This is a genomic window from Aquificaceae bacterium, from assembly GCA_037481935.1.
Classification (GTDB): Bacteria; Aquificota; Aquificia; order Aquificales; family Aquificaceae; genus Pampinifervens.
On the sequence record JBBFKQ010000003.1, the window covers coordinates 143,908 to 164,972 of the forward strand.

A 21,065-nucleotide genomic window follows, 5' to 3' on the forward strand; every position below is an offset into this window, starting at 1 on the left:
TAATGCTGGTTCGTCTCACTACCCTTGTAGGTATACTTTCCCTGTGGAATGTATCAGAGCCATTTTACCTTTTTGTTTTCTCACTCCTGTATCTTCTCGGTGTTCCCATGGACATAAAGGGTGTGTATCCTGTAAGAAGGCTTTTCCTGAACTTTCTTGGTATAGCTCTCAGCCTTTATTTCCTCTCTTCTCTCAGCCTTGAGGACCTTCTCAGACCCTTTTCCCACGTGGTTCTTCTGCTTATCTCCATAAAAAGTCTGGAGGAGAAAAAGCCAAGAGACCTGTATCAGATGCTTCTTCTCAGCCTTTTTGCAGTGTCCATATCCACAGCCTACAACCTGAGCCTGAGTTTCCTTCTTGTCTTTCTTCTCCATAGCCTTCTCGGTGTTTCTTCTCTTATCTTCCTCAACCTCTACAGAACTGCTGGAGAGAAAAGGTTTGACCTTAATATTTACAGGTATTTTGTCGTATCAGGAGTATCCCTTTTCTTTATGGTCGCCCTTTTCACCCTCCCCTTCTTCTTTCTGCTTCCGAGAACTCAGGCTCCTCTTTTTGACCTTTTCTCCAGAGGCAGTGGTCTCAAAACTGGTCTTGCCGAGAGCGTAAGCCTCGGGAAGGTAGGGGAGATACAGGAGGACAACACAGTTGTCCTGAGGGCATACGGGCTCCCTCAGCACATGAAGGAGCCCTACTGGAGAGCTGTGGTCTTTGGGAGTTATGTCAAAGGCACATGGCTGAGGGTAAAGGAAGAGGCCTTTCAAATGCCTGCAGGAGGCGGAAACCTCCTTTACACCCTAGTGCTTGAACCCTCTTTTGACAACATGATACCAGCCCTTGATTATCCCTACAGAGTTCTCAGCGTAGAGGGTATGTCTTCCAACGCCTACATGACAACAGGAAACACCCTGCGCCTTGACAGGGAGATAAACAGAGCTATAAGGGTAAAGGTAAGTTCCTCAAACAGCCTATATCTTGAGGAAGACCCCGGGGATTACCTGCAGGTGCCTCAGGATGTGAGCCCCAATCTGAAAAGGCTGGCAGAAGACTTGTCCAGAGATACGAAGAGCGACGCTGAAAAACTCAGAAGGGTAGTGGAGCATTTTTCAAAAGGCTACCAGTACAGCCTCAAGCTTGAAAAGTATGAGGGCGACCCACTTGACTACTTCCTCTTCGTATCAAGGAAGGGGAACTGCGAATACTATGCCAGTGCAACTGCACTACTCCTGAGGCTTATGGGAGTTCCTGCAAGGGTTGTGGGGGGCTACAGAGGTGCACTGTGGAACCAGTATGGAGGTTATCACATAGTGACAAACTCCATGGCACACGTGTGGGTTGAGGCTTATGTAAACGGAAGATGGCTGAGGGTGGACACAACACCCTCTTATACCTCACCCGCAGTCAGAAAAATCTCATCCCTTGCCCTCATAAGGGATTCCATAGTGAGCTTCTGGTATTCAAACATAGTGGGCTATTCCTCACAGAAACAGATAAGGCTTTTCAAAGGCATAGGAGAAGGCATAAAGGCAGAGTTCAGCATAAGCAACCTCAGAAAAAGGTTCTTTGAGTTAACTCAGCTTATCTTTCTGGCTCTTACCTTCTATCTTGCCTTCTACCTCTTTCAGAGGTCCAAGAAAACGCCTGAAAACCTTTATCGCAGAACAAGGGAACTTCTTCACAGAGAGGGAATAGTGGGGGAAGATGCTCTACCCGAAGATATCATATCCGCCTGCAGAGATACAGAGTTGCACAGGTATGTGAAGTTCATAATCTCCATCTACCAGAGGCACAGATATTCTCCCTACAGGGTTTATCCCGATGAGATAGAGGAAGGCTACAGGACCCTGAAAAGGCTGAAAGAACTCATCCGTAATTCTCGTCACTCCTGACCTTTATGACCGTGTGCACGTTCCCTCTTGGGTTGAAATCCCCAATAACCTCAAGAAATCTGGGTTTGAGAGTTTCCTGAAGGGCTGTGTATATTTCATTGGTCGCCTGCTCATGGGAGATGTAGCGGTTTCTGAACTTGTTGAGCCAGAGCTTTAGAGACCTGAGCTCCACGATGTATTTATCCGGTATGTATCTTATCCTTATGGTGGCATAGTCGGGATAACCTGAGCGTGGGCAGAGGCATGAGAATTCAGGGAAGGTTATTTCAATCATGTAGTTCCTTTCAGGCGTAGGGTTTTCCCAGGGTTCAAGCTGGGCCTCTTCTATGGCAATCTCTCCGTATTTTCTCTCCATAGGCTTCTATTTTAGGCTCTGTATGAAATAAATTCAATCCTCTAAGGGCACATGAGTAGAACATAAACCCCATCAAACTCTCTTCCTTTTAACACGGGTCTGCACTGACTGAGCTCATCCATGTATTTTTCCCTTGTTATTACCATCCCCCTTGCCTGCAGTGGCTCTTCCAGCCCTTTTATGCACTTACCCGAGTAAAAAACAAGGGCAGAATCCTCAGCCCTGTAAAAGTGGAGAAGACCATGGTAGGACTTAAGCACCGGATAGGCTTTTGGTGCGAACCTTTCCCTTTCGTAGAGATAGAGGGGTGGCATGAGAAGAAGCAGGGCTACGAGGGACAGTCCTGTTATAACCTTCATGTATCTTTCGCTTACCACATGAGCCAGCATGATTGCAAGGGGCGGGTAGGAAAGAAGTATGTAGTGATGAAGCTTGTTTCTGGCAAGGCTGAAAAACACCAGGACGAAGGAAAACCAGAGCAGAAGGGGGATCCAATCTCTCCTGAAGCTTTTTATAAGTTTTGGATACAGGGGTATATACCAGAGGGTTGCCACCGCAATAACAACAAGATAGTAGTAGAAGGGTGCGGGATGCGTTGACCTCTGCCCCGTGTATCTCATAAAGTTTTCGTATACAAAAAATCTGTAGAAATACTCGTATCCATGCTGGGCAACCATGAAAACATACCAGGAGGAACCAAGCAGGAGAAAGATGGCTACGCCAACTGGACTGAGAAAGTTGAAACTTCTTCTCCAGAGAAAGTATATGCCCAGGGCAAGCACTACCCCCACAGGACCCTTTGTAAGGAAGGCAAGGGCAAGGGCAATCCATCCCAGAGTGAACCTTCTCTTCAAGAAGGCATAGAGCCCTTGCATGGCAAAGAAGGTGTTGAGCATCTCTGGCACAAAGGCCCTTGACTCAAGCCACATGTGAGGGAAGGTAGCAAGAATAAGGGCACTTTTGAGGGCTATGTCTCTTGAAAAGAACTCAAGAGCTATCCTGTAAGTAAGGAATACAACACCAATCGCAGAAAGACCTGAGACCAGCCTTGCAGAAAACTCATTAAGGCCAAAAAGGTATGAGCTAAGAATCGCCATCCAGTAGAGCATAGGTGGTTTTTCAAAGCGGGGCTGGCAGTTATACATGGGGGACAGAAGGTCTCCACTTTTCAGCATATTCTGGACTGCATCTGCATTTCTTCCTTCGTCAATAGAAGTAAAAGAGAGTATCCAGTTTCCTACTATGAAAAATACGAGCGAAAGGATTAAAACATGACGCAAACCATAAGGAAACATAAGGCACCTATGGACCAGCCAGCGAGCACGTCCAGTGGAAAGTGAGCACCCATGTAGACCCTGCCATAACCCACAAGAAGAGGGTAGGCAAACAGAAGGGGCTTTAACAGAAGGGGTGAACCCTTCAGGAGACAGAGGGCTACGGTTATGGACATGGCCGAGTCCCCTGAGGGAAAAGATTTCAGCCTGAGCTTTTCAAGGAGGTATACATCTTCAAGAACCGCAGAGGGCCTCTTTGCCCTTACCGTATACTTGAGAGCCTTGACTATAAGAGCCTGAAGGAGCATGGCAAGGACATACTTCATAAACCTCGGGTCTCCAAGAATAAAAAGAAAAAGACCCACGGAAGCACCAAACCAGCCCTTACCGAGAAGGTAAAAGTATCTGTAAAAAACATCTAATAGTGGATGTCTGCTGTGGTTTATGATGTAGAAAAGCTGGTGATTGAAAGGGACCTTCTCTATGTTTATCATGTGTATCTGTAGACTATCCTGCCCCTTTGGACCTCTTCTGGCACAAGAACCACCTTCTGGTCGCTCATGAAGGAAACAAAGCCCTCTATGAGCCCTGCAAAGAAGTAGACCACAGGAGAATTGATAAGGTCCTCGCCCACAATTGCATCTGTGAATATATCCTCCTCTGCGATAACTCTTCCCTCCTCTTTTCTCAAAGATTTTGAAAACCCAAGGTCTTCAAGTATTACACATGCGCGTCTCAGAGCCTCCTCCTTTGGCAGGTTCTCTGGAAAGTGTCCTATAAGACTTTCCAGTAGCTTTGGTCCTGCCTGTTTGCCCGCATCACGCATCACAGCCTTTGCACCTTTATCTCCAATAAGATTTTTTACACCCTCCGCCATATTGACTATGGCAAGAAGAAGAATATCTGCATCAATCATTCCTTTACCCTCCTCTATTAATTGTAGCATGCTCCCTCTTTTTCTGTAGATTAGGGGTGCTTATAAAAGCTATAAGCTTTGCTTAACCTACAGACTCGTAAATTCTTCCCCTGAACTTTGCACCCAGAGAAAGAGCAAGTTCTTCTGTTTTTTTCATATCTACACCTTCATAATCTACAGCGGTGGCTATCACCTCAAAGCCCTCCATTACTGCGGTTTTTATAAAGTCTATCACCTTTTCAAAGGCGTCAGGCTGTGCTGGTTTGCAGACCCTGTCGTAGGTTTCCCTGTCGGGTGCATTCAGACTCACAGACCATACATCTACAAGACCTTTAAGCTCTTTGAGCTTTTCCTTCGGGAGGAAGGTAAACATGAGACCATTGGTGTCAACCCTTACCCTTCCACCCCTTTCCTTTATCCATTTTGCTATCTCCTTAAGGGCGGAGAACCTTAGAGTTGGCTCCCCGTATCCGCAGAAGACAACTTCCTGGTATTTCTTGGGGTCTCCTATTTGCCTTATGACTTCTTCCACTGTGGGGTCCCTTGAGACCCAGACCCAGTAGCCCTTAACCATGAAGTTTCTCTCCCTCTCTCTCTGACAGAAGGTGCAGTGAAGATTGCACTTGTTGGTGAGGTTTATGTATAGCTTGTTGGTTATTACGTAGGTTATGGTCTCCTCCTGACCCTTGGTAGAAAGGTTAAAGAGGAGCTTTGCATTTTCTGAGGTCATCCTCTCCACGTCCTCTAAAGAGCAGTTAGGTATGAGCTGAGCCATGACCTCTGCGGTATAGCGAATATAGGGGGGCTTGTTGGGTCTTCCCCTCACTGGCTGGGGTGCAAGGAAGGGTGCATCTGTTTCTATGAGGATTCTTGTGGTAGGCGTCCTTTTTACAACCTCTCTCAGGTCCTGGGCGTTGGGGTAGGTAATTATGCCCGAATAGGAAATGTAGAAGCCAAGGTCCACGCAGGCTTTCATAAATTCATAGGAGCCAGTAAAACAGTGCATCACACCACCCACTTCGTAAGCCTTCTCCTCCTTCAGAATTCTCAGGGTTTCCTCCTCTGCATCCCTTGAGTGCACCACTATGGGAAGCCCAAGCTCTCTGGCTATGGCTATCTGCTTTCTGAAGATGTCTTCCTGCCTCTTTCTGTCAGAATAGTCCTTGTAGAAGTCAAGACCCATCTCTCCAAGGGCTTTTACCTTAGGATGTTTTTGAGCCAGCTCTCTGAGCCAGAGAAGGTCTTCATCCCTGACCTTATCCGCCTCATGTGGATGAAAGCCCACCGCACAGAAAACATGAGAGTGCTCCTCTGAGAGCCTCAGGGCATTCTTTATGGTTTTTCTGTCATAGCCCACCGTTATTAGATATTCAAGACCCCGGTCCTGAAGGGTCTCTTCAAGGTCATCTTTTTTTAAAAGGTCAAGATGGCAGTGGGTGTCTATCATGGCAAGAAAAAGATAAGGGGTAGGAAAATCCTTTCAATGGCGATTGTCATAGCCTGAAGTGCTCTTTTATCCTTTTGATTATACTTTCTGCGGTAAAGCCAAAGTACTCCATAAGCACATCACCCGGTGCGGATTTTCCAAAGGTTTCAAGCCCTATCACCAGTCCCTCCGTCCCCACATACCTGTGCCAGCAAAGGCCCCTTCCTGCCTCAACCGCCACCCTCCTTTTTATCTCTGGCGGTAGAAGGGCCTTTTTATAGTCCTCTTCCTGCTCCTCAAAAACCTCAAAACTTGCCATGTTAATAACCCTGACCTTAAGACCTTCCTGCTGGAGCATTTCGCCTGCCTTTAGGGCCGGATGCACCTCTGAGCCGCTTGCAAGGATTATGAGCTCTGGAAACCCATCGCAATCAAGAAGCGTGTAGGCACCCCTCCTTATGCCTTCAGCGGGTGGATACTTTGCCCTGTCTATGAGAGGCAATTTCTGCCTTGTGAGTATGAGGGCTGTTGGTCCTTCCTTTCTCTGTATAGCCATGTCCCAGGCTATGGCCGTCTCCTCTGCATCCGCAGGCCTTATAACTCTGAGGTTTGGAATCAGCCTCAGGGAGCTCAGATGCTCCACTGGCTGGTGAGTGGGTCCGTCCTCACCAAGTCCTATAGAGTCGTGGGTAAAAACATACACCACCTGAAGGCCTGCCATACTGGCCAGCCTTATGGAGGGCCTCATGTAGTCAGAAAAGACGAGAAAGGTTCCACCATAAGGAATTATGCCCCCATGGTATGCCATGCCGTTCAGGATTGTGCCCATTCCATGCTCTCTCACGCCAAAGTGGATGTTTCTTCCAGTGGGGTTTTCCCCAGAAAAATCGCCCATACCATGCAGGTATGTGTTGTTGGACTCAGAAAGGTCTGCAGAGCCCCCAAAGAGGGTGGGTAGATGGGGAGCTATGGCGTTTAGCACCTTCCCACTTGCCTGACGGGTGGCCATAGGTTCGGTAAAGACCGGAATGTGCTTTCTGTATTCCTCGCCCCAGTCTTTTTTGAAGGCTTTCAGAAGAAGCTCTGCCTCCTGAGGATACTTCTCCCTGTAGGCTTCAAAAAGCCTGTTCCATTCTTCTTCCAGCTCTCTACCCTTCCTTATCCTCTCTTCTCTATATGCCAGTGCCTCCTCCGGCACATAAAACTCTTCTTCTGGCCAGCCAAAATTTCTCTTTGTCTGAAGAGCATTTTCTCTTCCAAGGGGTGCACCGTGAACGCTGGCATCATCCTGCTTTGGTGAGCCATAGCCCAGATGCGTTCTCACCGATATGAAGGAGGGCCTTTCCTTCTGCCTTAGGGCATTCTCTATTGCCTTTTCTATATGCTGCAAGTTGTAGCCATCCTCTATGTGCTGAACATACCAGCCAAAGGCCTCAAACCTCTTGCAAACATCCTCTGACCAGGCAAGGGATGTGGGCCCATCTATGGAGACTCCGTTGTTGTCGTATATTACCACAAGCTTATTTAGCCTCCAGTGAGCTGCCAGCTCCCCAACTTCGCAGGAAACCCCCTCCATCAGGTCCCCATCGCTCACCAGTGCAAAAGTGTAGTGGTCAATTACAGGAAACCCTTCCCTGTTAAAGAGGGATGAAAGATACTTTTCCGCAAGAGCCATGCCAACCGCGTTTCCTATACCCTGGCCCAGGGGTCCTGTGGTTGCCTCCACACCGGGGGTCAGAAAGTTTTCAGGGTGTCCGGGCGTTCTGCTACCGAGCTGTCTGAAGCCTCTGAGGTCTTCAAGGCTGAGGTCATAGCCCATCACAAAAAGAAGAGAATAGAGCATGGCGCTGGCATGACCTGCAGAGAGCACAAAGCGGTCTCTGTTTATCCAGCCCGGGTTTTCTGGGTTAAAGCGCAGAAAGCGGTCAAATATAAGATATGCTATATGGCTTGCTCCCAGGGGCATACCCGGATGCCCTGACTTTGCCCTCTCTACCTGGTCAACGCTCAGAAATCTTATGGTGTTTATAAGAAGCTCGTCCCTATTCATGCCCTGACAAGCTCCTCCCTTAGTTCCTTTGCGGTCTCCACCATGTTTTTCAGTGAAGGAATAACCTCTTCCCATCTTCTGGTCTTTAGGCCGCAGTCGGGGTTTACCCAGAGGAGTTCCACAGGAAGCACCCTCATGGACCTTTCAAGAACAGCTTTGATTTGCTCCTTTGTGGGGATAGCCGGTGAGTGTATGTCGTATACACCTATGCCTATCTGTCTGTCCCATCCTCTGAAGTTTTCAAAGGCGGATATTATCTCTCCCTTGCTGCGAGAAGCCTCTATGGATATGACATCAAAGTCCATCTGGTAGATGTAATGGAGAACTTCATTGAACTCACTGTAGCACATATGGGTGTGTATCTGAGTTTCTGGCCTTGCCTTTGAGCATAGCCTGAAGGCCTTTACCGCCCAGTCAAAATACTCTGGCCAGTCCCTTCTCTTGAGAGGCGCTCCCTCTCTGAAAGCCGGTTCATCAATCTGAATCACCTTTATGCCAGCCTGCTCAAGGTCTCTCACTTCCTCAAGAAGGGCAAGAGCAATCTGGTAGGCTATCTCCCTTTTTGGGATGTCTTCCCTGTAGTAGCTCCAATTGAGGATGGTGACAGGTCCAGTGAGCATGCCCTTGACGGGCTTTTCTGTCAGGGACTGGGCATAGGCAATCTCCTCCACTGTCATGGGCTCTGGTCTGTGCACATCGCCGTATATGATGGGCGGCCTGTAAACCCTTGAGCCGTAGGAGAGCACCCAGCCATGTTTTGTGGTGGCAATGCCTTCCAGCTTCTGGGCAAAGAACTCCACCATGTCTGTCCTTTCAAACTCGCCGTGAACCAACACATCAAGCCCAATTTCTTCCTGAACCTTTATAAGGTCTTCTATCTGCTTTCTGATAAATTCCCTGTATTCCTCCTCCGTAATCTTTCCGGAGGTGTATGCAGTCCTCGTTTTTCTTACCTCCTCCGTCTGTGGAAAGGAGCCTATGGTGGTGGTAGGAAGGAGAGGAAGCCTGAGAATATCCTGCTGAAGCCTTATCCTCTCCGCATATGGCATTTCCCTCTCAAAGTCCTTATGGGTAAGACGTGCTACCCTTTTTCTTACCTCCTCCCTTATGCCAAAGGCCTGGAGGGCAAGCCTTTCTGATTCTTCCACTTCCCTAAGAGCCTCCTCCTTCCCTTCAAAGGCCTCTCTGAGAACTTTCAGCTCTCTGAGCTTTTCCCTTGCAAAGGAAAGTCTTTCCCTGAGACCCTCTGGAAGGGCATCTTCGGGAGCTACGCTCACAGGAAGGTGGAAAAGGGGGCAGGAATTGGAGATTATAAGGTCTTCTGCGTATTTTGAAAGTTCCTCTACAAGCCCTAACTTTTCTCTGAGGTTTGCCCTCCATACGTTCCTTCCGTTTATTATGCCCGCTATGAGTGCCTTACCTTTGGGAAAGCCCTCCCTTCTGAGGTTCTGGAGGTTTTCTCCGTTGGAAACAAGGTCAAGCCCAAGGGCTTTTACTGGCAGGTCCACAAACCTTCTGTAATCTGAAAGGCTATCGTAATAGGTAAGCACATATACATCAAGATGCTTGCTCAGACATCCGTAAGTTTCGTGCACCAGCTCCCACTCCCATCCTTCCATCTCAAGACACAGGGCTGGGTCTTCCATGAGCACCGCCTGAGCACCAGCACCTTTCAGGCTCTTTAAAAGCTCCTCGTATACGGGGAAGACTGCATTCAAGTATTCTTCAAAGTCCTTCTGGCTTTCCAGTTTTGAAAGCTCGTAGAGGGGTAGTTGGGAGGTGGAGGATTTTTTGAGGACCTTTGAGAGCTTGAGGAAGGTGAAGGGAGCTACAAGCTTTGGAAGGGGGCTGTATCCTCTGTTTTTAAAATGGCTGAACTCCTCAAGTGGTATGTTTTTCAAAAGCCTGAAACTTTTGCTCTCGAGCTCTGGAACAAGGTAGTGGTAGTTGGTGTTGAAGTATTTGGTCATCTCAAGAGCCTGACCCCCCCTTGCCATCTGGAAGTAAGTCTCGAGCCCTCTGTAATCTCCAAACCTCTTGGGAACCGCACCCAGCGTTATTGCCGTATCAAGCACAAAGTCGTAATAAGAGAGCTCTCCAGAGGGGAAAAGGTCCACATGGGAGCTGTAAAGCTCTGCCATCCAGTCCCTGAGAGAGTTCATACCATCTATGAAATCAGCTTCTGAAATCTTGCCCTTCCAGAAGTTCTCCAGAAGGCTCTTGAACTCCCTCTTCTCTCCCAGCTTTGGGAAACCATAGGCGAGGGTTTTCATGACAGGCACCTCCGAGAGTGTTAGGTTAATAAATTATAAGCTATCTCCTCTATCTGATTTACATCTGGATGTGAGCTGGGTTTTGCAAAGACAAAACCCTGAAGCAGTTCTACCTCAAGACTCATGAGATATTTCAACTCTTCAACCTTCTCAACACCTTCTGCGAGAACCTTTACTCCGGTTTCTCTGCACGCCTTTACCAGTCCACTGAGAATGGCCTGTTTAACCTGGTTTTTATGAATGTCTCTAATCAGGGATATGTCAAGCTTTGCTATGTCTGGATGTATCTCAGTCAGATGGTATAATCCAGAATACCCAGCCCCCACATCATCAAGGGCTACCTGCACCCCCTCAGCCTTGAGAAAATCTCTTATAAGCTTTATGCTGTGTATGTCCATCCCCTCGTATTCATCTATCTCAACCACAACCTTTGAGGGTTCAATACTCCTGCCCATAAGGCTTGTCATGAGTTCACCCACGTTTTCCAGCGGATTTTTCAGGAACTTGGGATGAAAATTCAGGAAAAGGTGGTAGGAAGATAGTGACCTGTTAATGTATTCAAGCAGAGCTCTTTCTCTGCAGAATTTATCTGCAATGTAGGAAATTCTATCGCTTACCTTGAAAAGTTTGTTTATTGGTATGGATAATCTGCATAGGGCTTCAAACCCATATACCCTCCTGCTTCTGGTATCTATGATTGGATGGAATTGCGTCTCACCCGTGTTCAGTATGCCCAACAGACTCTGAAAAAGGTATTCTTCAACAAACTCTTCGAGGGTGACTGACCTGAAACCTATCTCAATAAGGTCCTCTATTTTTGATATTTCATCTTTTTTTGCCACGTATATCTTCATTTTCCCTACAATCTCCCTGGGAAAATTATCTACCATGCTTATGAATTTTTCCCTGTCCATGTTCAGAACAAAAACATTTCCAGCACTTTTAAAGGGCACTTTCAGGGAAAAAAGCACCTGCTTTAGCTTGTCTGGGGAATCCTTCAGATATAGAACAATCATATCCCTTCCACGTCTGCCATGCAAAAGAAAAGCTTCTCCGGCATGCTATAATTTTAAAACATATGGAAAAGGTTCATGAAATAATACTGAGGCTTGAGAGGGTTTTCCCCAACAGGCTTGAGCTCCACTATTCAAACCCGCTTGAGCTCCTCGTAGCCGTCATACTTGCGGCGCAGGCAACAGACAAAAAGGTGAACGAGCTTACAGAAAGCCTCTTTAAAAAATACAGAAGCTGTGAAGATTATCTGAAGATCCCACTTGAAGAGCTTGAGAGGGACATAAGCTCCATAAACTACTACAGGAACAAGGCAAAGTTCATAAAGTCTGCATGCCAGAAAATAATGGAAGATTTTGGAGGGAAGGTGCCGGATACTATGGAAGCTCTCACGAGCCTTCCCGGTATTGGCAGGAAAAGCGCCAACATAATTTTATACAACGCCTTTGGTAAAAACGAGGGCATTGCAGTAGACACTCATGTGGCAAGAGTAAGCCAGAGGCTGGGCCTTACGCAGGAGAAAAAGCCAGAAAAGATAGAGGGAGACCTGATGAAGCAGATCCCAAAAGAGCACTGGGGAAAGTTCTCAAACCTACTCATACTCCTTGGAAGATACGTATGCACCGCCCAGAAGCCAAAACATCATGAATGTCCCCTCTATGACCTGTGTCCATCAAGGGAACTATGATAGGCGTAATAGGTGGAAGTGGGCTTTACAGGCTTGAGGGTGTGGAGGTTGTGGAAAGAGTAAGAATCAGGACGCCCTTTGGTGAGCCCTCTTCGGATGTGGTTATAGCTCGGATAGAGGGAAAAGAGCTGGCTTTCCTGTCCAGGCACGGGGAGGGACATGTATACCCACCGCACCTTGTGCCTTACAGGGCAAACCTCTGGGCTTTCAGAGAGCTTGGAATAAAAAGGGTTCTTGCCGTATCCGCAGTAGGTGCCATAAATAGAAGGTTCAAGCCCGGGGACTTTGTGCTCGTGGATGACCTTCTTGATTTTACAAAGGGTAGGAAAGATACCTACTACGAGGGGAAGTTTTCACTGCCAGTGAAGGGGGACGACAGGGTGGCAGAGCTTCTCAGCAAGGGCAAGGTGGTGCACATAGACGCAGGTCAGCTTTACTGTCCCCAGATGAGGTCGGTGCTTATGGAAACCCTTGAAGGGCTTAAACTTCCCTATCACCCCTCTGGCGTATACGCCTGCACGGAGGGACCAAGGTTTGAAACGCCGGCGGAGATAAGGGCTATAGAAAAGTTTGGGGGTGATGTGGTGGGTATGACGGGGTATCCTGAAGTGGTTCTTGCCCGCGAGCTTACCATGTGCTACGCGAGCCTTTGCGTGGTGGCAAACCCTGCGGCGGGCATAGCGGGCTACAGGCTCACCAGCGAGGAAGTCATAAGCCTGATGAAGAAGAGGGAAGAGGAAATTGGGAAATTAATTCTGGAGTTTATAGAAAGATTGCCTGAGGATAGAACCTGCGGTTGTGACCGAATACTGGAAGGTGCAGAGGTTTAGACCCTCACCTCCTGCAGGAATCTGCCAAACTCCTCAAGAAAGTTTCTCACCGCTGGGCTCTGTGGCCTGTCTTTGCTGTAAACCATGTAGAACTTTCTAACAGGCGTTTCCATACCTCTTACTTTCAGGACCCTGACCTCTGGGCTGTCAAGCCCCTTCAATACATGAGATGAAAGATAGGAAACAGCCCTTATACTTCTTAGCACTTCCAGTATAACCTCGTTTTTGTTCACAACAAGGACCACGTTAAGGTCCCTTACATCTACGCCCAGCGACCTGAGAAAGCTCTCCATAAACCTCCTCGTGCCAGAGGTCTCCTCTCTCAGGATGAAGGGCATACTTGTAAGCTCTTCAAGAGTAAGCCATTCTCCAACACCTCTGCCACCCACAAAAAGAATACTGTCCTCCCAAACTTCCCTTACTTCCATTCTCTGGTCATAATGGACAAAACCAGTAAAGCCAAGGTCAATCTCCCCAGATTCAACCTTTCTGAGCACTATTTCAGAGTCTTCCACCGTCAGGTCTATCTTGGTGCTGGGATTTTTGCTGATATACCTGCTTATAAACTCTGGCAGGAGATAGCTCCCCGGTATGGAGCTTGCGCCTATTTTTATGTAGCCCTTGTATGAGCCGGTTAGAAGTTTTATCTCCTCTATTACAGAGAGCTTTAGCTCAAGCAACTTTCTTGCGTAGGGATAGAGCATATGGGCGTTGCTGGTGGGAAGTAGTTTCCTGCCCTTTCTGTAAAAGAGCTTGAGACCTATGGACTTTTCAAGCTGATGCATGTGAAAGCTTATGGTGGACTGAGAGAGATGAAGACAGTTTGAGCTTTCAGAAAGGCTCCCCTTTTCATACACACAGCAGAAAAGTTCAAGCAGTCGCAGGTCCACATCGATGTTTTTCATGGTATTAGCTTAAGCATAATCCATCAGAGCTTCAATGAAGGTGGTCATAGGTTTTTGTTCACAGGTTGACCTTTTCTTCCACCACAAAGGGTTTGTCTTCCCTCGTTCTGTAGTATACCCTTACAAGAAGCTCTGCTATTACACCAGTGGATATGAGCTGGATGCCCGCAAGAGTAAAGAGCACGCTGAGAATGAGCAGGGGTCTCCTGCCTATGTCTTCCTGGAGAAAGAGCTTGATGAAAATAAGGTAGAGGAGCATAATCAGGCCAAGGCTCAGGAGAACAAAGCCAAAGGTCCCAAAAACATACATGGGCTTGTTTATGTATTCGTTGAGGAATTTAACCAGGAATATGTCCAGTAAAACCCTTATGGTTCTACCTATGCCATACTTTGACCTTCCGTAGATTCTGGGATGATGTCGGACTGGAATCTCCGTAATCTTTGCACCGAGCCTTTTTGTAAGGGCAGGCAGAAACCTGTGCATGTCTCCATAAAGCTCAAGCCTCTTTATTATTCCCGCTCTGTAAGCTTTCAATGTGCAGCCATAGTCATGAAGCTCAACTCCGGTGACCTTTGATATGACCCAGTTGGCTATGATGGAGGGAAGTCTTCTTGAAAGGAAGGGGTCTTTGCGGTCCTTTCTCCAACCGCTCACTATGTCATAGCCCTCTTCCAGCTTTCGCAGAAGCACTGGTATGTCTTCAGGGTCGTTCTGAAGGTCCGCATCCATGGTTATGACAACTTCACCGCTGGCGTGCTGAAAGCCAGCATACATGGCCGCTGTCTGACCATAGTTCTTCCTGAAGCGGATGAGTTTTACCTTCGGGTCTCTTTCTGCTATTTCCTTAAGTCTTTCCCAGGTGTGGTCTGCAGAACCATCATCCACAAAGATGACTTCGTATTCTCTTCCAAGGTTTTCAAGAACCTTTCTGAGCTTTTCATAAAGTATGGGGATGTTTTCCTCTTCATTGTAAGCAGGAATGACTACGGAAAGGTAAGGGTCCTTATAGCTCATACCTTCCCTCCGACCTCATAACTACTAGGAGGTTTCTGCCCTCTTTCTTCACTTCCTCCACCCTGTAGTCGTAGAAGTTTATCCTGTGCAGGTCTGAGAAGGTCAACTTCCATTCGGCCATGAATCGCAACACATAGGCATGATGTCTTGCTGGATTTTTAACTCTCATGTCTTTTCTGTAAAACTCAAAACTCAGAACAGACTCTGCGAAGCTAAAGTCAAAAAGGCTCATGTAGGTCTTGCCAAAAAAGGGGACCACATGCTTTCCACCAAAAAGTCTTTCAGAAAAATTTTTAAAATGCCCTTTCCAGAAGTCTATGAGCTTCCAGCCCTTATACAGGCTATTCCAGGATACAGGTGCAAAGGGCACACAGGCAGAGGGCTTTAAAAGACCATAAAGTGGTGTGAGCACCCATGAATTTTCCTCTATGTATTTAACTACCCCCGGAGGCAGGACCCACAACTCCAGACTTTCCCAGAAGGGGCCACCAAACCTCCTGTAGAGAGGTGCAAGAGAGCCATCTTTTACAAAGTCTTTCTCAATGGACCTTGCAAGGGGTTCAAACTCCTCAAGGCTGAACCTGCTCTTATCACAATTCTTAAAAGCCAGCCTCTTCTGAAGAGGGCTGTAAGGAAGGAGAAAAAGGAACATGTCTAAAATTATAAGGCATGAGGCTCAAAAAACATCTCGGTCAGCATCTTCTGGTAGCAAAGGGTGTGCTGGAACGAATAGCAGACTTCCTGCAGGTGGAAGAGGGGGATGTGGTGGTTGAAATAGGTCCGGGCACGGGTAATCTTACAAAGGAATTACTCAAAAAACCCCTCAAAGAGCTTCACCTTCTGGAGGTAGACCCCCAGATGGTAGGGATACTTGAAGGAAACATAAGGGACAGCAGGGTAATTATACACAGGGCGGATGCAACCCTTTTTGACCTCTGCTCTCTGGGAGAAAGGCTTAAGGTGACAGGAAACCTTCCTTACAATGTGGCAAGCCTGATACTGGAAAACACAGTCTTTCATCACGGGTGCATACCCCTGGCAGTATACATGCTACAGAAGGAAGTGGCTGAGAAGCTCCAGAAGGGCCCTTCCTGGCTCTCCACCTTTGTCCGAACCTTTTACAGAGTAGAGTATCTCATGAGCCTGCCAGGCAGGTTTTTTAGGCCACCTCCCAGAGTTCAGTCTGGACTCGTCAGGCTCCTGAGAAAGGAGACCATCCCGGAGATTGACCTGAGAGACTACAAGAAATTTCTTACAGGGCTTTACTCCATGAGAAGGAAGGCACTCAAGAACAAACTTCCAGAGGAACTTCTCTTTCAGACAGGTATTGACCCCATGCGTAGAGTGGACTCTCTACAGCCAGATGAAGTTTTTATGCTTTATAATATCCAGAAAAAACCAAGAGGTGAAAGACCATGATGGACACCTTCTTCATGGAAAGAGACCCATATGCTCCCATAAGACACTGCTATCCCATAAGCAATGTGCTTTACCACGGCAAGAGTGAGTATCAGGAGATAATGGTGGTGGAGTCACCCCACTTTGGAAGAATCCTTGTCCTTGACGGCGTAGCTCAGTGCGATGAACGCTATGAGTTCATATACCACGAGTTTATGGCGCATGTCCCCCTCTACGCACACCCAAACCCCGAGAACGTTCTTATAATAGGTGGTGGGGATGGTGGAGTTCTCAGAGAGGTGCTCAAGCATCCAGAAGTCAAGAGGGCAGTGCTGGTAGACATAGACAGGGAGGTTATAGAAGTATCCAAAAGGTTTCTTCCCACAATGGCAGGTGCCTTTGAAGACCCGAGGGCGATAGTGCTGAACGAGGACGGCTACAGATACATACAGGACTATGAATCTGAGTTTGATGTGATAATAGTGGACTCTACAGACCCGGTGGGCTTCGCCCATGTGCTTACAACGGAGGAGTTTTTCAAGTATGTATACAGAGCTCTCAAGGAGGATGGTATTTACGTGGGTCAGACAGAGTCCATACACTACCACATTGAGATAGTAAGGAGAATACAGAAGGCGCTGAAAAAGGTTTTTCCCGTGGTAGACCTATATACGGCGGTAATACCGGGCTACGCAGGCTACTGGTGGACCATGTCCATAGGTTCAAAAAAGCATCCTGTAAGGGAGCCCTCAAGGGAAGTAAAAGTTCATACAAAGCTTTATTCTGCAGACATGCACAGGTATGCCTTTTTGCCTGAAAGTTTTTACAGCAGGCTCATATCAGGCGAGTATGTGTTTTAATACTTGCCGGTGATGTAGTCTGCTACGGTTTTCGCTGCTATGGAATGGGGCTTTACCACCGGCTTTAGTCCCTGTGCAAGCACGTAGCCAATGGCTTCTTTGAGTATGACGCTGGAGTTATGTTCTGGGTTGGGGTTTATGTCGAGGTGGACCTCAAAGGGTCTTTTGCCCACCACCTCCGATATTTCAAGGGCGAGGTAAACTGCCCTGCTCACCTCCTCCAGAAGCCTCTGTCTGAGAGACCTTATCCTGCTTACCCTGTCCACCCTCCAGAATATTTTTGCACCCCTGCAGGAATCTATGTGGACAACCACAACGGAGACAAAGACTGTGTAATTTTTCACCTGTCTTGAGTCACAACCTACGTAGACTGCAGTTTTTTCTGATGTCCTTTTTATGAACTCTTTTATCTCATCAACATCCCTTATCAGGGGCATGTAAATATTTTAGCTCTTATCCGGGTAGGGTTTGAAGTCCACATCCTTGTAGTATGTGGGACGGAAAAATATCCAGTGTTTGAGGTTTTCAGGAGTCTTTGAGTAGCAGATTTCGCACAGAAGCCCTTCCTCCACTAGCTTTGAGTTGTCATCGCAACAGTCAGTCAGGTTCCAGAACTCGTAGTTGTCATGGAATATGAGCCTGCTGCAGCCAAGGCACTCATATAGCCTGCAGTCCTTTGAGGAGAGAAACTCCTCAAGCTCCATGCCTTCTGGAAGCTCTTCCAGCTCAAAGACATTCTTTAAAAACTCCTTCTGCTTTGTGCTGAGCTCACCTACTTTCATGACACCTCACCTGAAAAGGGATACTTTCTCAAACACCCCTCTAACGTAATCCCAGTTCTGGGCTCTGAGCCCGTTGTATGCCTTCACCGCCATGACCCAGTTGCCAAACCTCTGGAAGTTCTCGTATAGTATCCTTGCACCGAGCTCTATGTTGGTCTCTACGTCAAAGAGCTGGTCGGGGTCTGTGATACCGTATTCTTTCATGAGCCTTAAGTTGTGCTGGTAGTTTACCTGCATAAGACCTCTGTCCTCTGTGCCATCCCTGTTTCTGTTGTAGGCGCTAGGGTTGAAGTTGCTCTCTTGCTTTATTATGGCAAGGATTAGCTCTTCTGGGATGTTATACTTCTGGGAGACCTCCTCCACCTTTGCCCTTATTCTGGCATCCACGGGAAGGCTCTCTTTTTTGATAAGCTCCTGCTGTTTTTCTATGGCTGAGCTGAGGTAGGAAATAAAGTCTTGTCCAGACCTTATGTGCTCTGCCCTTGTGGTCTTAAGCTCTAACCTCCATCCTTCTATTCTCATGCTTCCTTTCCTTGCATTCAGAACATATGCCGAAAATCTCAAGCCTGTGATTGATGGGCGTAAAGTTGTGTTCTTCACATACCCTGTCCTGAAGCTCCTCAATCTCTTCCCTGTAGAACTCTATTATCTTTCCACACTCAACGCATATGAGATGTTCATGGTGTGGCTTGCCTGCCACAAACTCGTAGATGGTTCTGTTGCCCAGCTTTATAACTTCCCTTATGGCTCCAAACTCCTGAAGAAGTCTGACTGTTCTGTAGACGGTGGACCTGCTGGCAATGGACCTGTCCTGGTTGGCAATCCAGCGCACAAGCTCTTCTATCTCAAAGTGGGGACCATAGCTGGCTATCTTGTCTATTATCTCAAACCTCCCTTTTGTTATCTTATGACCACTCTGTCTCAGAAACTGCTCAAACTTCTGCTTTAACTCTTCAAGCTGCATGGCATATAATATAAGCTAACTGAATATCATTTGCAACAGGAGGAAAGGATGAAAAAGCCAGAGCTTACCCTCTATCTTGTTACCGACGACAAGTTCTTTCAGGACAGAGACCTTGTGTCCACTATAGAGTCTGCCATAAGGGGAGGTATCACCGCCCTTCAATACAGGTTCAAAAACAAGCCTGCAAGGCAGATGTACGAGGAGCTTCTTGTCCTGAGAGAGCTCACAAAAAGATACAATGTTGACCTTGTAGTCAACGACAGGGTTGACCTTGCCCTTGCGGTGGAGGCGGATGGGGTGCATGTGGGTCAGCAGGACCTTCCACCCGATGTGGTCAGAAAGCTCGTGGGAGACAGGATGTATATAGGATACTCTGTCAATTCTGTGGACAAGCTGAGGGAGGTGGAGCACCTTCCCATAGACTACATAGGCTTTGGCTCCGTTTACGAGACTACCACAAAGGAAAACTACAGGCTGGTTGGGCTTGAGGGACTGCGTCAGGCAGTAAAGCTCACCTCCAAGCCCGTAGTTGCCATAGGAGGCATAACCCACTACAGGGTAGCGGAGGTGCTTTCTGCAGGTGCAAAGGGCATTGCGGTGGTCTCTGCGATCCTCGGTTTTGAGGATGTGGAAAAAGCCACAAGAAGCCTTGTGGAGGCAATGAAAGGCTACTACAGGAAGTCTCTTCATGAAGGTGCTTTATCTCCTTGACGGTTCAGCCTTTCTCTACAGGAGCTTTTTTGCCCTTCCTCTCCTTTCCACTAAGTCTGGCTTTCCAACCGGTGCCATATACGGCTTTATGAGAGCTGTTTTTGCCCTTCTGAAAACGGAAAAGCCTCTATACTTTGCCGTAGCCTTTGACTACCCAGCACCCACAAAAAGAGAAGAGTTTTACAGGGAATACAAGGCAAAAAGACCTGCCATGCCCGACCCCCTCAGAGTGCAGATACCCGTGATAAAGGAGCTCACAGGGCTTATGGGAATAAGAATATACGAAGTTGAAGGTTACGAGGCGGACGATATAATAGCCACTTTGTGCTGGTGGGCTCTTGAGAGGGATTTTTCAGCAAAGGTATATTCGCCTGACAAGGATATCCTTCAGCTCGTGAGTGAGAGGTTTGTGGTGATAAATCCCATAAGCGGTGAAGTCTTTGACAGGAAGAAGGTTATGGAAAAGTTTGGCGTCCCGCCTGAGAAACTGAGAGACTACCTTGCCCTTGTGGGCGACAAGGTGGACAACATAGAGGGAGTTAAGGGCATAGGTCCAAAGACCGCCATTAGGGTTCTTGAAAGGTATGGAAGCGTTGAGAATATTCTCAGAAACTGGGATGAGTTTTCTTCAGCCTTTCCTTATGCAAAGAAAGAAAGCCTTGAGCTGGCACTGAACCTGCTGGAGCTTCAGAAGGTGGAAGGGCTCGCCGTAGAGGAGGAGGACCTCATGCTGAGAAAGCCAGATTACGAGGCTCTCAGAAGAAGGCTTGAAGAGCTTGAAATGAAAAGCCTTATAAAGGAGCTGGAAAACCTTTCAAAGGTTCAGGTGCAGAAGAGCCTCTTTTAGAAGCTCTGGTTGAACCTCTCGTATATGGCGTCAAGAGACCTTATGAGATTTGAATAAACCTCGTGAGCTCTGTGAGTCTGAATAAGCTGAGCCATCTCAAGGATGGGGCTGGCGTTGGAGAGCTCAAGAAAGCCCTGCCTGAGCCCGAAGCCCTGAGCGGGCTGAGCCTGACCGGTAAAGAGGTCTCTTCCTGCCTTCTGGGGGTTCTGGAGGTCAAAGATACCCAGCGTGGCAACCTGCTGACCGTTCACAAAAACGGAGCCATCCACACCAAAGGTAGGCTGACCTTCCAGCCTTATCTCGTTGAGATTGCTGTCCAATACCCTGTAGCCCAGCTCGTTCACAAGAAAGCCCTCACTGTCCAACCTGAGGTTTCCCTTTCTGGTGTAAAACACCTCCTGACCCCTTCTCACTGCAAAAAAGCCCCTTCCTTCTATGGCAAGGTCAAGGGGATTGCCCGTCTGCCTTATGGCACCCTGAGAGAGGTCTGTAAAGACCCTTTCTACTACCGGGTAGAGGAAGTTGTTGGTAGGGTTCTGAGGGTCTGTGTCCTGAATCCTCTGACCGCCAGGGGTTTCCCACAGGCTGGCAAGAAGAAGGTCTCTTTTGAAGGCTGGAGTGTCTGCGTTGGCAAGGTTGTTGGTAATAACATCCAGCTTTCTCTGCTGAAGTAGCATCCCACTTGAGAGTATGTAGAGGGGCTGATATTCAATAGCCATCCCTTACCCTCTTCAGATAGATTTACCCTTAAGTTAGGTCTGAGCTCCTTCAGTGTCAAGAGCTTCATCTCCCAGCCTTGCGAGGATTTCCGCCCCGAGCTCTGCGGATGGAAAGGAAGTAGGGAGGAGCTCTCTTACTGGTCTCTTTTGAGGAC

Annotated in this window: 23 protein-coding genes; 7 read left to right on the forward strand and 16 right to left on the reverse strand. The window is 47.7% G+C overall.

Annotated elements, in window-relative coordinates:
- Window positions 1-2 precede the first annotated feature (2 nt).
- The gene (locus tag WHS43_03930) at window positions 3-1,886 is read left to right on the forward strand and encodes a DUF3488 and transglutaminase-like domain-containing protein (protein ID MEJ5338784.1); all 1,884 of its coding nucleotides are present in this window, start codon (window positions 3-5) and stop codon (window positions 1,884-1,886) included.
- On the opposite strand, the gene queF is transcribed toward WHS43_03930, so the two are convergent.
- The 8 genes from queF to WHS43_03970 all read right to left on the reverse strand — a co-directional run bounded on the left by queF (window position 1,861) and on the right by WHS43_03970 (window position 11,196).
- Complete coding sequence (gene queF, locus WHS43_03935) at window positions 1,861-2,241, reverse strand: preQ(1) synthase (GenBank protein MEJ5338785.1); 381 nt, start codon at window positions 2,239-2,241, stop codon at window positions 1,861-1,863. The genes WHS43_03930 and queF overlap by 26 nt on opposite strands.
- Before the next feature lie 41 nt (window positions 2,242-2,282).
- Complete coding sequence (locus WHS43_03940) at window positions 2,283-3,536, reverse strand: glycosyltransferase family 39 protein (GenBank protein MEJ5338786.1); 1,254 nt, start codon at window positions 3,534-3,536, stop codon at window positions 2,283-2,285.
- Window positions 3,506-4,009 (reverse strand): phosphatase PAP2 family protein, encoded by a 504-nt coding sequence (locus tag WHS43_03945; GenBank protein MEJ5338787.1) that lies wholly within the window; start codon window positions 4,007-4,009, stop codon window positions 3,506-3,508. Before WHS43_03945 ends, WHS43_03940 begins: the two co-directional genes overlap by 31 nt.
- Window positions 4,006-4,431 carry a hypothetical protein gene (locus tag WHS43_03950; protein ID MEJ5338788.1) on the reverse strand — a complete coding sequence of 142 codons (426 nt, stop codon included), beginning with the start codon at window positions 4,429-4,431 and terminating at the stop codon, window positions 4,006-4,008. Before WHS43_03950 ends, WHS43_03945 begins: the two co-directional genes overlap by 4 nt.
- A gap of 82 nt (window positions 4,432-4,513) precedes the next feature.
- Entirely contained in the window at window positions 4,514-5,878 is a 1,365-nt protein-coding gene (locus tag WHS43_03955) for a YchF/TatD family DNA exonuclease (protein MEJ5338789.1), read from the reverse strand.
- A gap of 46 nt (window positions 5,879-5,924) precedes the next feature.
- On the reverse strand, window positions 5,925-7,907 hold the full coding sequence (gene tkt / locus WHS43_03960) for a transketolase (GenBank protein MEJ5338790.1): 1,983 nt from the start codon (window positions 7,905-7,907) through the stop codon (window positions 5,925-5,927).
- Window positions 7,904-10,180 carry a 5-methyltetrahydropteroyltriglutamate--homocysteine S-methyltransferase gene (gene metE / locus WHS43_03965; protein ID MEJ5338791.1) on the reverse strand — a complete coding sequence of 759 codons (2,277 nt, stop codon included), beginning with the start codon at window positions 10,178-10,180 and terminating at the stop codon, window positions 7,904-7,906. Before metE ends, tkt begins: the two co-directional genes overlap by 4 nt.
- Before the next feature lie 20 nt (window positions 10,181-10,200).
- Window positions 10,201-11,196 carry an EAL domain-containing protein gene (locus WHS43_03970; protein MEJ5338792.1) on the reverse strand — a complete coding sequence of 332 codons (996 nt, stop codon included), beginning with the start codon at window positions 11,194-11,196 and terminating at the stop codon, window positions 10,201-10,203.
- A 62-nt stretch (window positions 11,197-11,258) separates the two neighbouring features.
- On the opposite strand from WHS43_03970, the gene nth reads away from it, so the two are divergent.
- Together nth and mtnP are read left to right on the forward strand one after the other, a co-directional pair.
- Window positions 11,259-11,879, forward strand: coding sequence for an endonuclease III (gene nth, locus WHS43_03975; protein ID MEJ5338793.1), 621 nt, complete (start codon window positions 11,259-11,261; stop codon window positions 11,877-11,879).
- Window positions 11,876-12,709, forward strand: a complete 834-nt coding sequence (mtnP, locus tag WHS43_03980; protein ID MEJ5338794.1) for an S-methyl-5'-thioadenosine phosphorylase — start codon at window positions 11,876-11,878, stop codon at window positions 12,707-12,709. The genes nth and mtnP overlap by 4 nt, the downstream gene beginning before the upstream one ends.
- Here mtnP and WHS43_03985 read toward each other — a convergent pair.
- Genes WHS43_03985 through WHS43_03995 form a run of 3 tightly spaced genes read right to left on the reverse strand, consistent with a single transcriptional unit; the run spans window position 12,706 to window position 15,281 of the window.
- Window positions 12,706-13,614, reverse strand: a complete 909-nt coding sequence (locus WHS43_03985; GenBank protein MEJ5338795.1) for a LysR family transcriptional regulator — start codon at window positions 13,612-13,614, stop codon at window positions 12,706-12,708. The genes mtnP and WHS43_03985 overlap by 4 nt on opposite strands.
- A 58-nt stretch (window positions 13,615-13,672) precedes the next feature.
- Complete coding sequence (locus WHS43_03990; protein ID MEJ5338796.1) at window positions 13,673-14,629, reverse strand: glycosyltransferase family 2 protein; 957 nt, start codon at window positions 14,627-14,629, stop codon at window positions 13,673-13,675.
- Window positions 14,619-15,281, reverse strand: coding sequence for a hypothetical protein (locus WHS43_03995; protein ID MEJ5338797.1), 663 nt, complete (start codon window positions 15,279-15,281; stop codon window positions 14,619-14,621). The genes WHS43_03990 and WHS43_03995 overlap by 11 nt, the downstream gene beginning before the upstream one ends.
- Before the next feature lie 17 nt (window positions 15,282-15,298).
- Between WHS43_03995 and rsmA the strand changes: the two genes are divergently transcribed.
- Both rsmA and speE read left to right on the forward strand, forming a co-directional pair.
- Entirely contained in the window at window positions 15,299-16,048 is a 750-nt protein-coding gene (gene rsmA / locus WHS43_04000; GenBank protein ID MEJ5338798.1) for a 16S rRNA (adenine(1518)-N(6)/adenine(1519)-N(6))-dimethyltransferase RsmA, read from the forward strand.
- A complete protein-coding gene (gene speE, locus WHS43_04005; protein ID MEJ5338799.1) occupies window positions 16,045-16,887 on the forward strand; it encodes a polyamine aminopropyltransferase in 843 nt (280 codons plus the stop codon). Before rsmA ends, speE begins: the two co-directional genes overlap by 4 nt.
- On the opposite strand, the gene WHS43_04010 is transcribed toward speE, so the two are convergent.
- From WHS43_04010 to WHS43_04025, 4 genes are read right to left on the reverse strand one after another with little or no spacing between them, the layout of a single operon-like run.
- Window positions 16,884-17,324 carry a ribonuclease H-like YkuK family protein gene (locus WHS43_04010; protein MEJ5338800.1) on the reverse strand — a complete coding sequence of 147 codons (441 nt, stop codon included), beginning with the start codon at window positions 17,322-17,324 and terminating at the stop codon, window positions 16,884-16,886. The two genes, speE and WHS43_04010, sit on opposite strands and share 4 nt — an antisense overlap.
- A gap of 9 nt (window positions 17,325-17,333) precedes the next feature.
- Window positions 17,334-17,669, reverse strand: coding sequence for a hypothetical protein (locus WHS43_04015; protein ID MEJ5338801.1), 336 nt, complete (start codon window positions 17,667-17,669; stop codon window positions 17,334-17,336).
- 6 nt (window positions 17,670-17,675) lie between these two features.
- Window positions 17,676-18,191: a lytic transglycosylase domain-containing protein gene (locus WHS43_04020; protein ID MEJ5338802.1), complete on the reverse strand. Its 516-nt coding sequence runs from the start codon at window positions 18,189-18,191 to the stop codon at window positions 17,676-17,678.
- Window positions 18,160-18,633 carry a Fur family transcriptional regulator gene (locus tag WHS43_04025; protein MEJ5338803.1) on the reverse strand — a complete coding sequence of 158 codons (474 nt, stop codon included), beginning with the start codon at window positions 18,631-18,633 and terminating at the stop codon, window positions 18,160-18,162. Before WHS43_04025 ends, WHS43_04020 begins: the two co-directional genes overlap by 32 nt.
- Window positions 18,634-18,681: 48 nt before the next feature.
- On the opposite strand from WHS43_04025, the gene thiE reads away from it, so the two are divergent.
- Window positions 18,682-19,344, forward strand: a complete 663-nt coding sequence (gene thiE, locus WHS43_04030) for a thiamine phosphate synthase (GenBank protein MEJ5338804.1) — start codon at window positions 18,682-18,684, stop codon at window positions 19,342-19,344.
- Window positions 19,322-20,191, forward strand: a complete 870-nt coding sequence (locus WHS43_04035) for a 5'-3' exonuclease H3TH domain-containing protein (GenBank protein ID MEJ5338805.1) — start codon at window positions 19,322-19,324, stop codon at window positions 20,189-20,191. Before thiE ends, WHS43_04035 begins: the two co-directional genes overlap by 23 nt.
- Here the strand turns inward: WHS43_04035 and WHS43_04040 are convergent.
- On the reverse strand, window positions 20,188-20,910 hold the full coding sequence (locus tag WHS43_04040) for a flagellar hook-basal body protein (protein MEJ5338806.1): 723 nt from the start codon (window positions 20,908-20,910) through the stop codon (window positions 20,188-20,190). The genes WHS43_04035 and WHS43_04040 overlap by 4 nt on opposite strands.
- Between the last annotated feature and the right edge of the window lie 155 nt (window positions 20,911-21,065).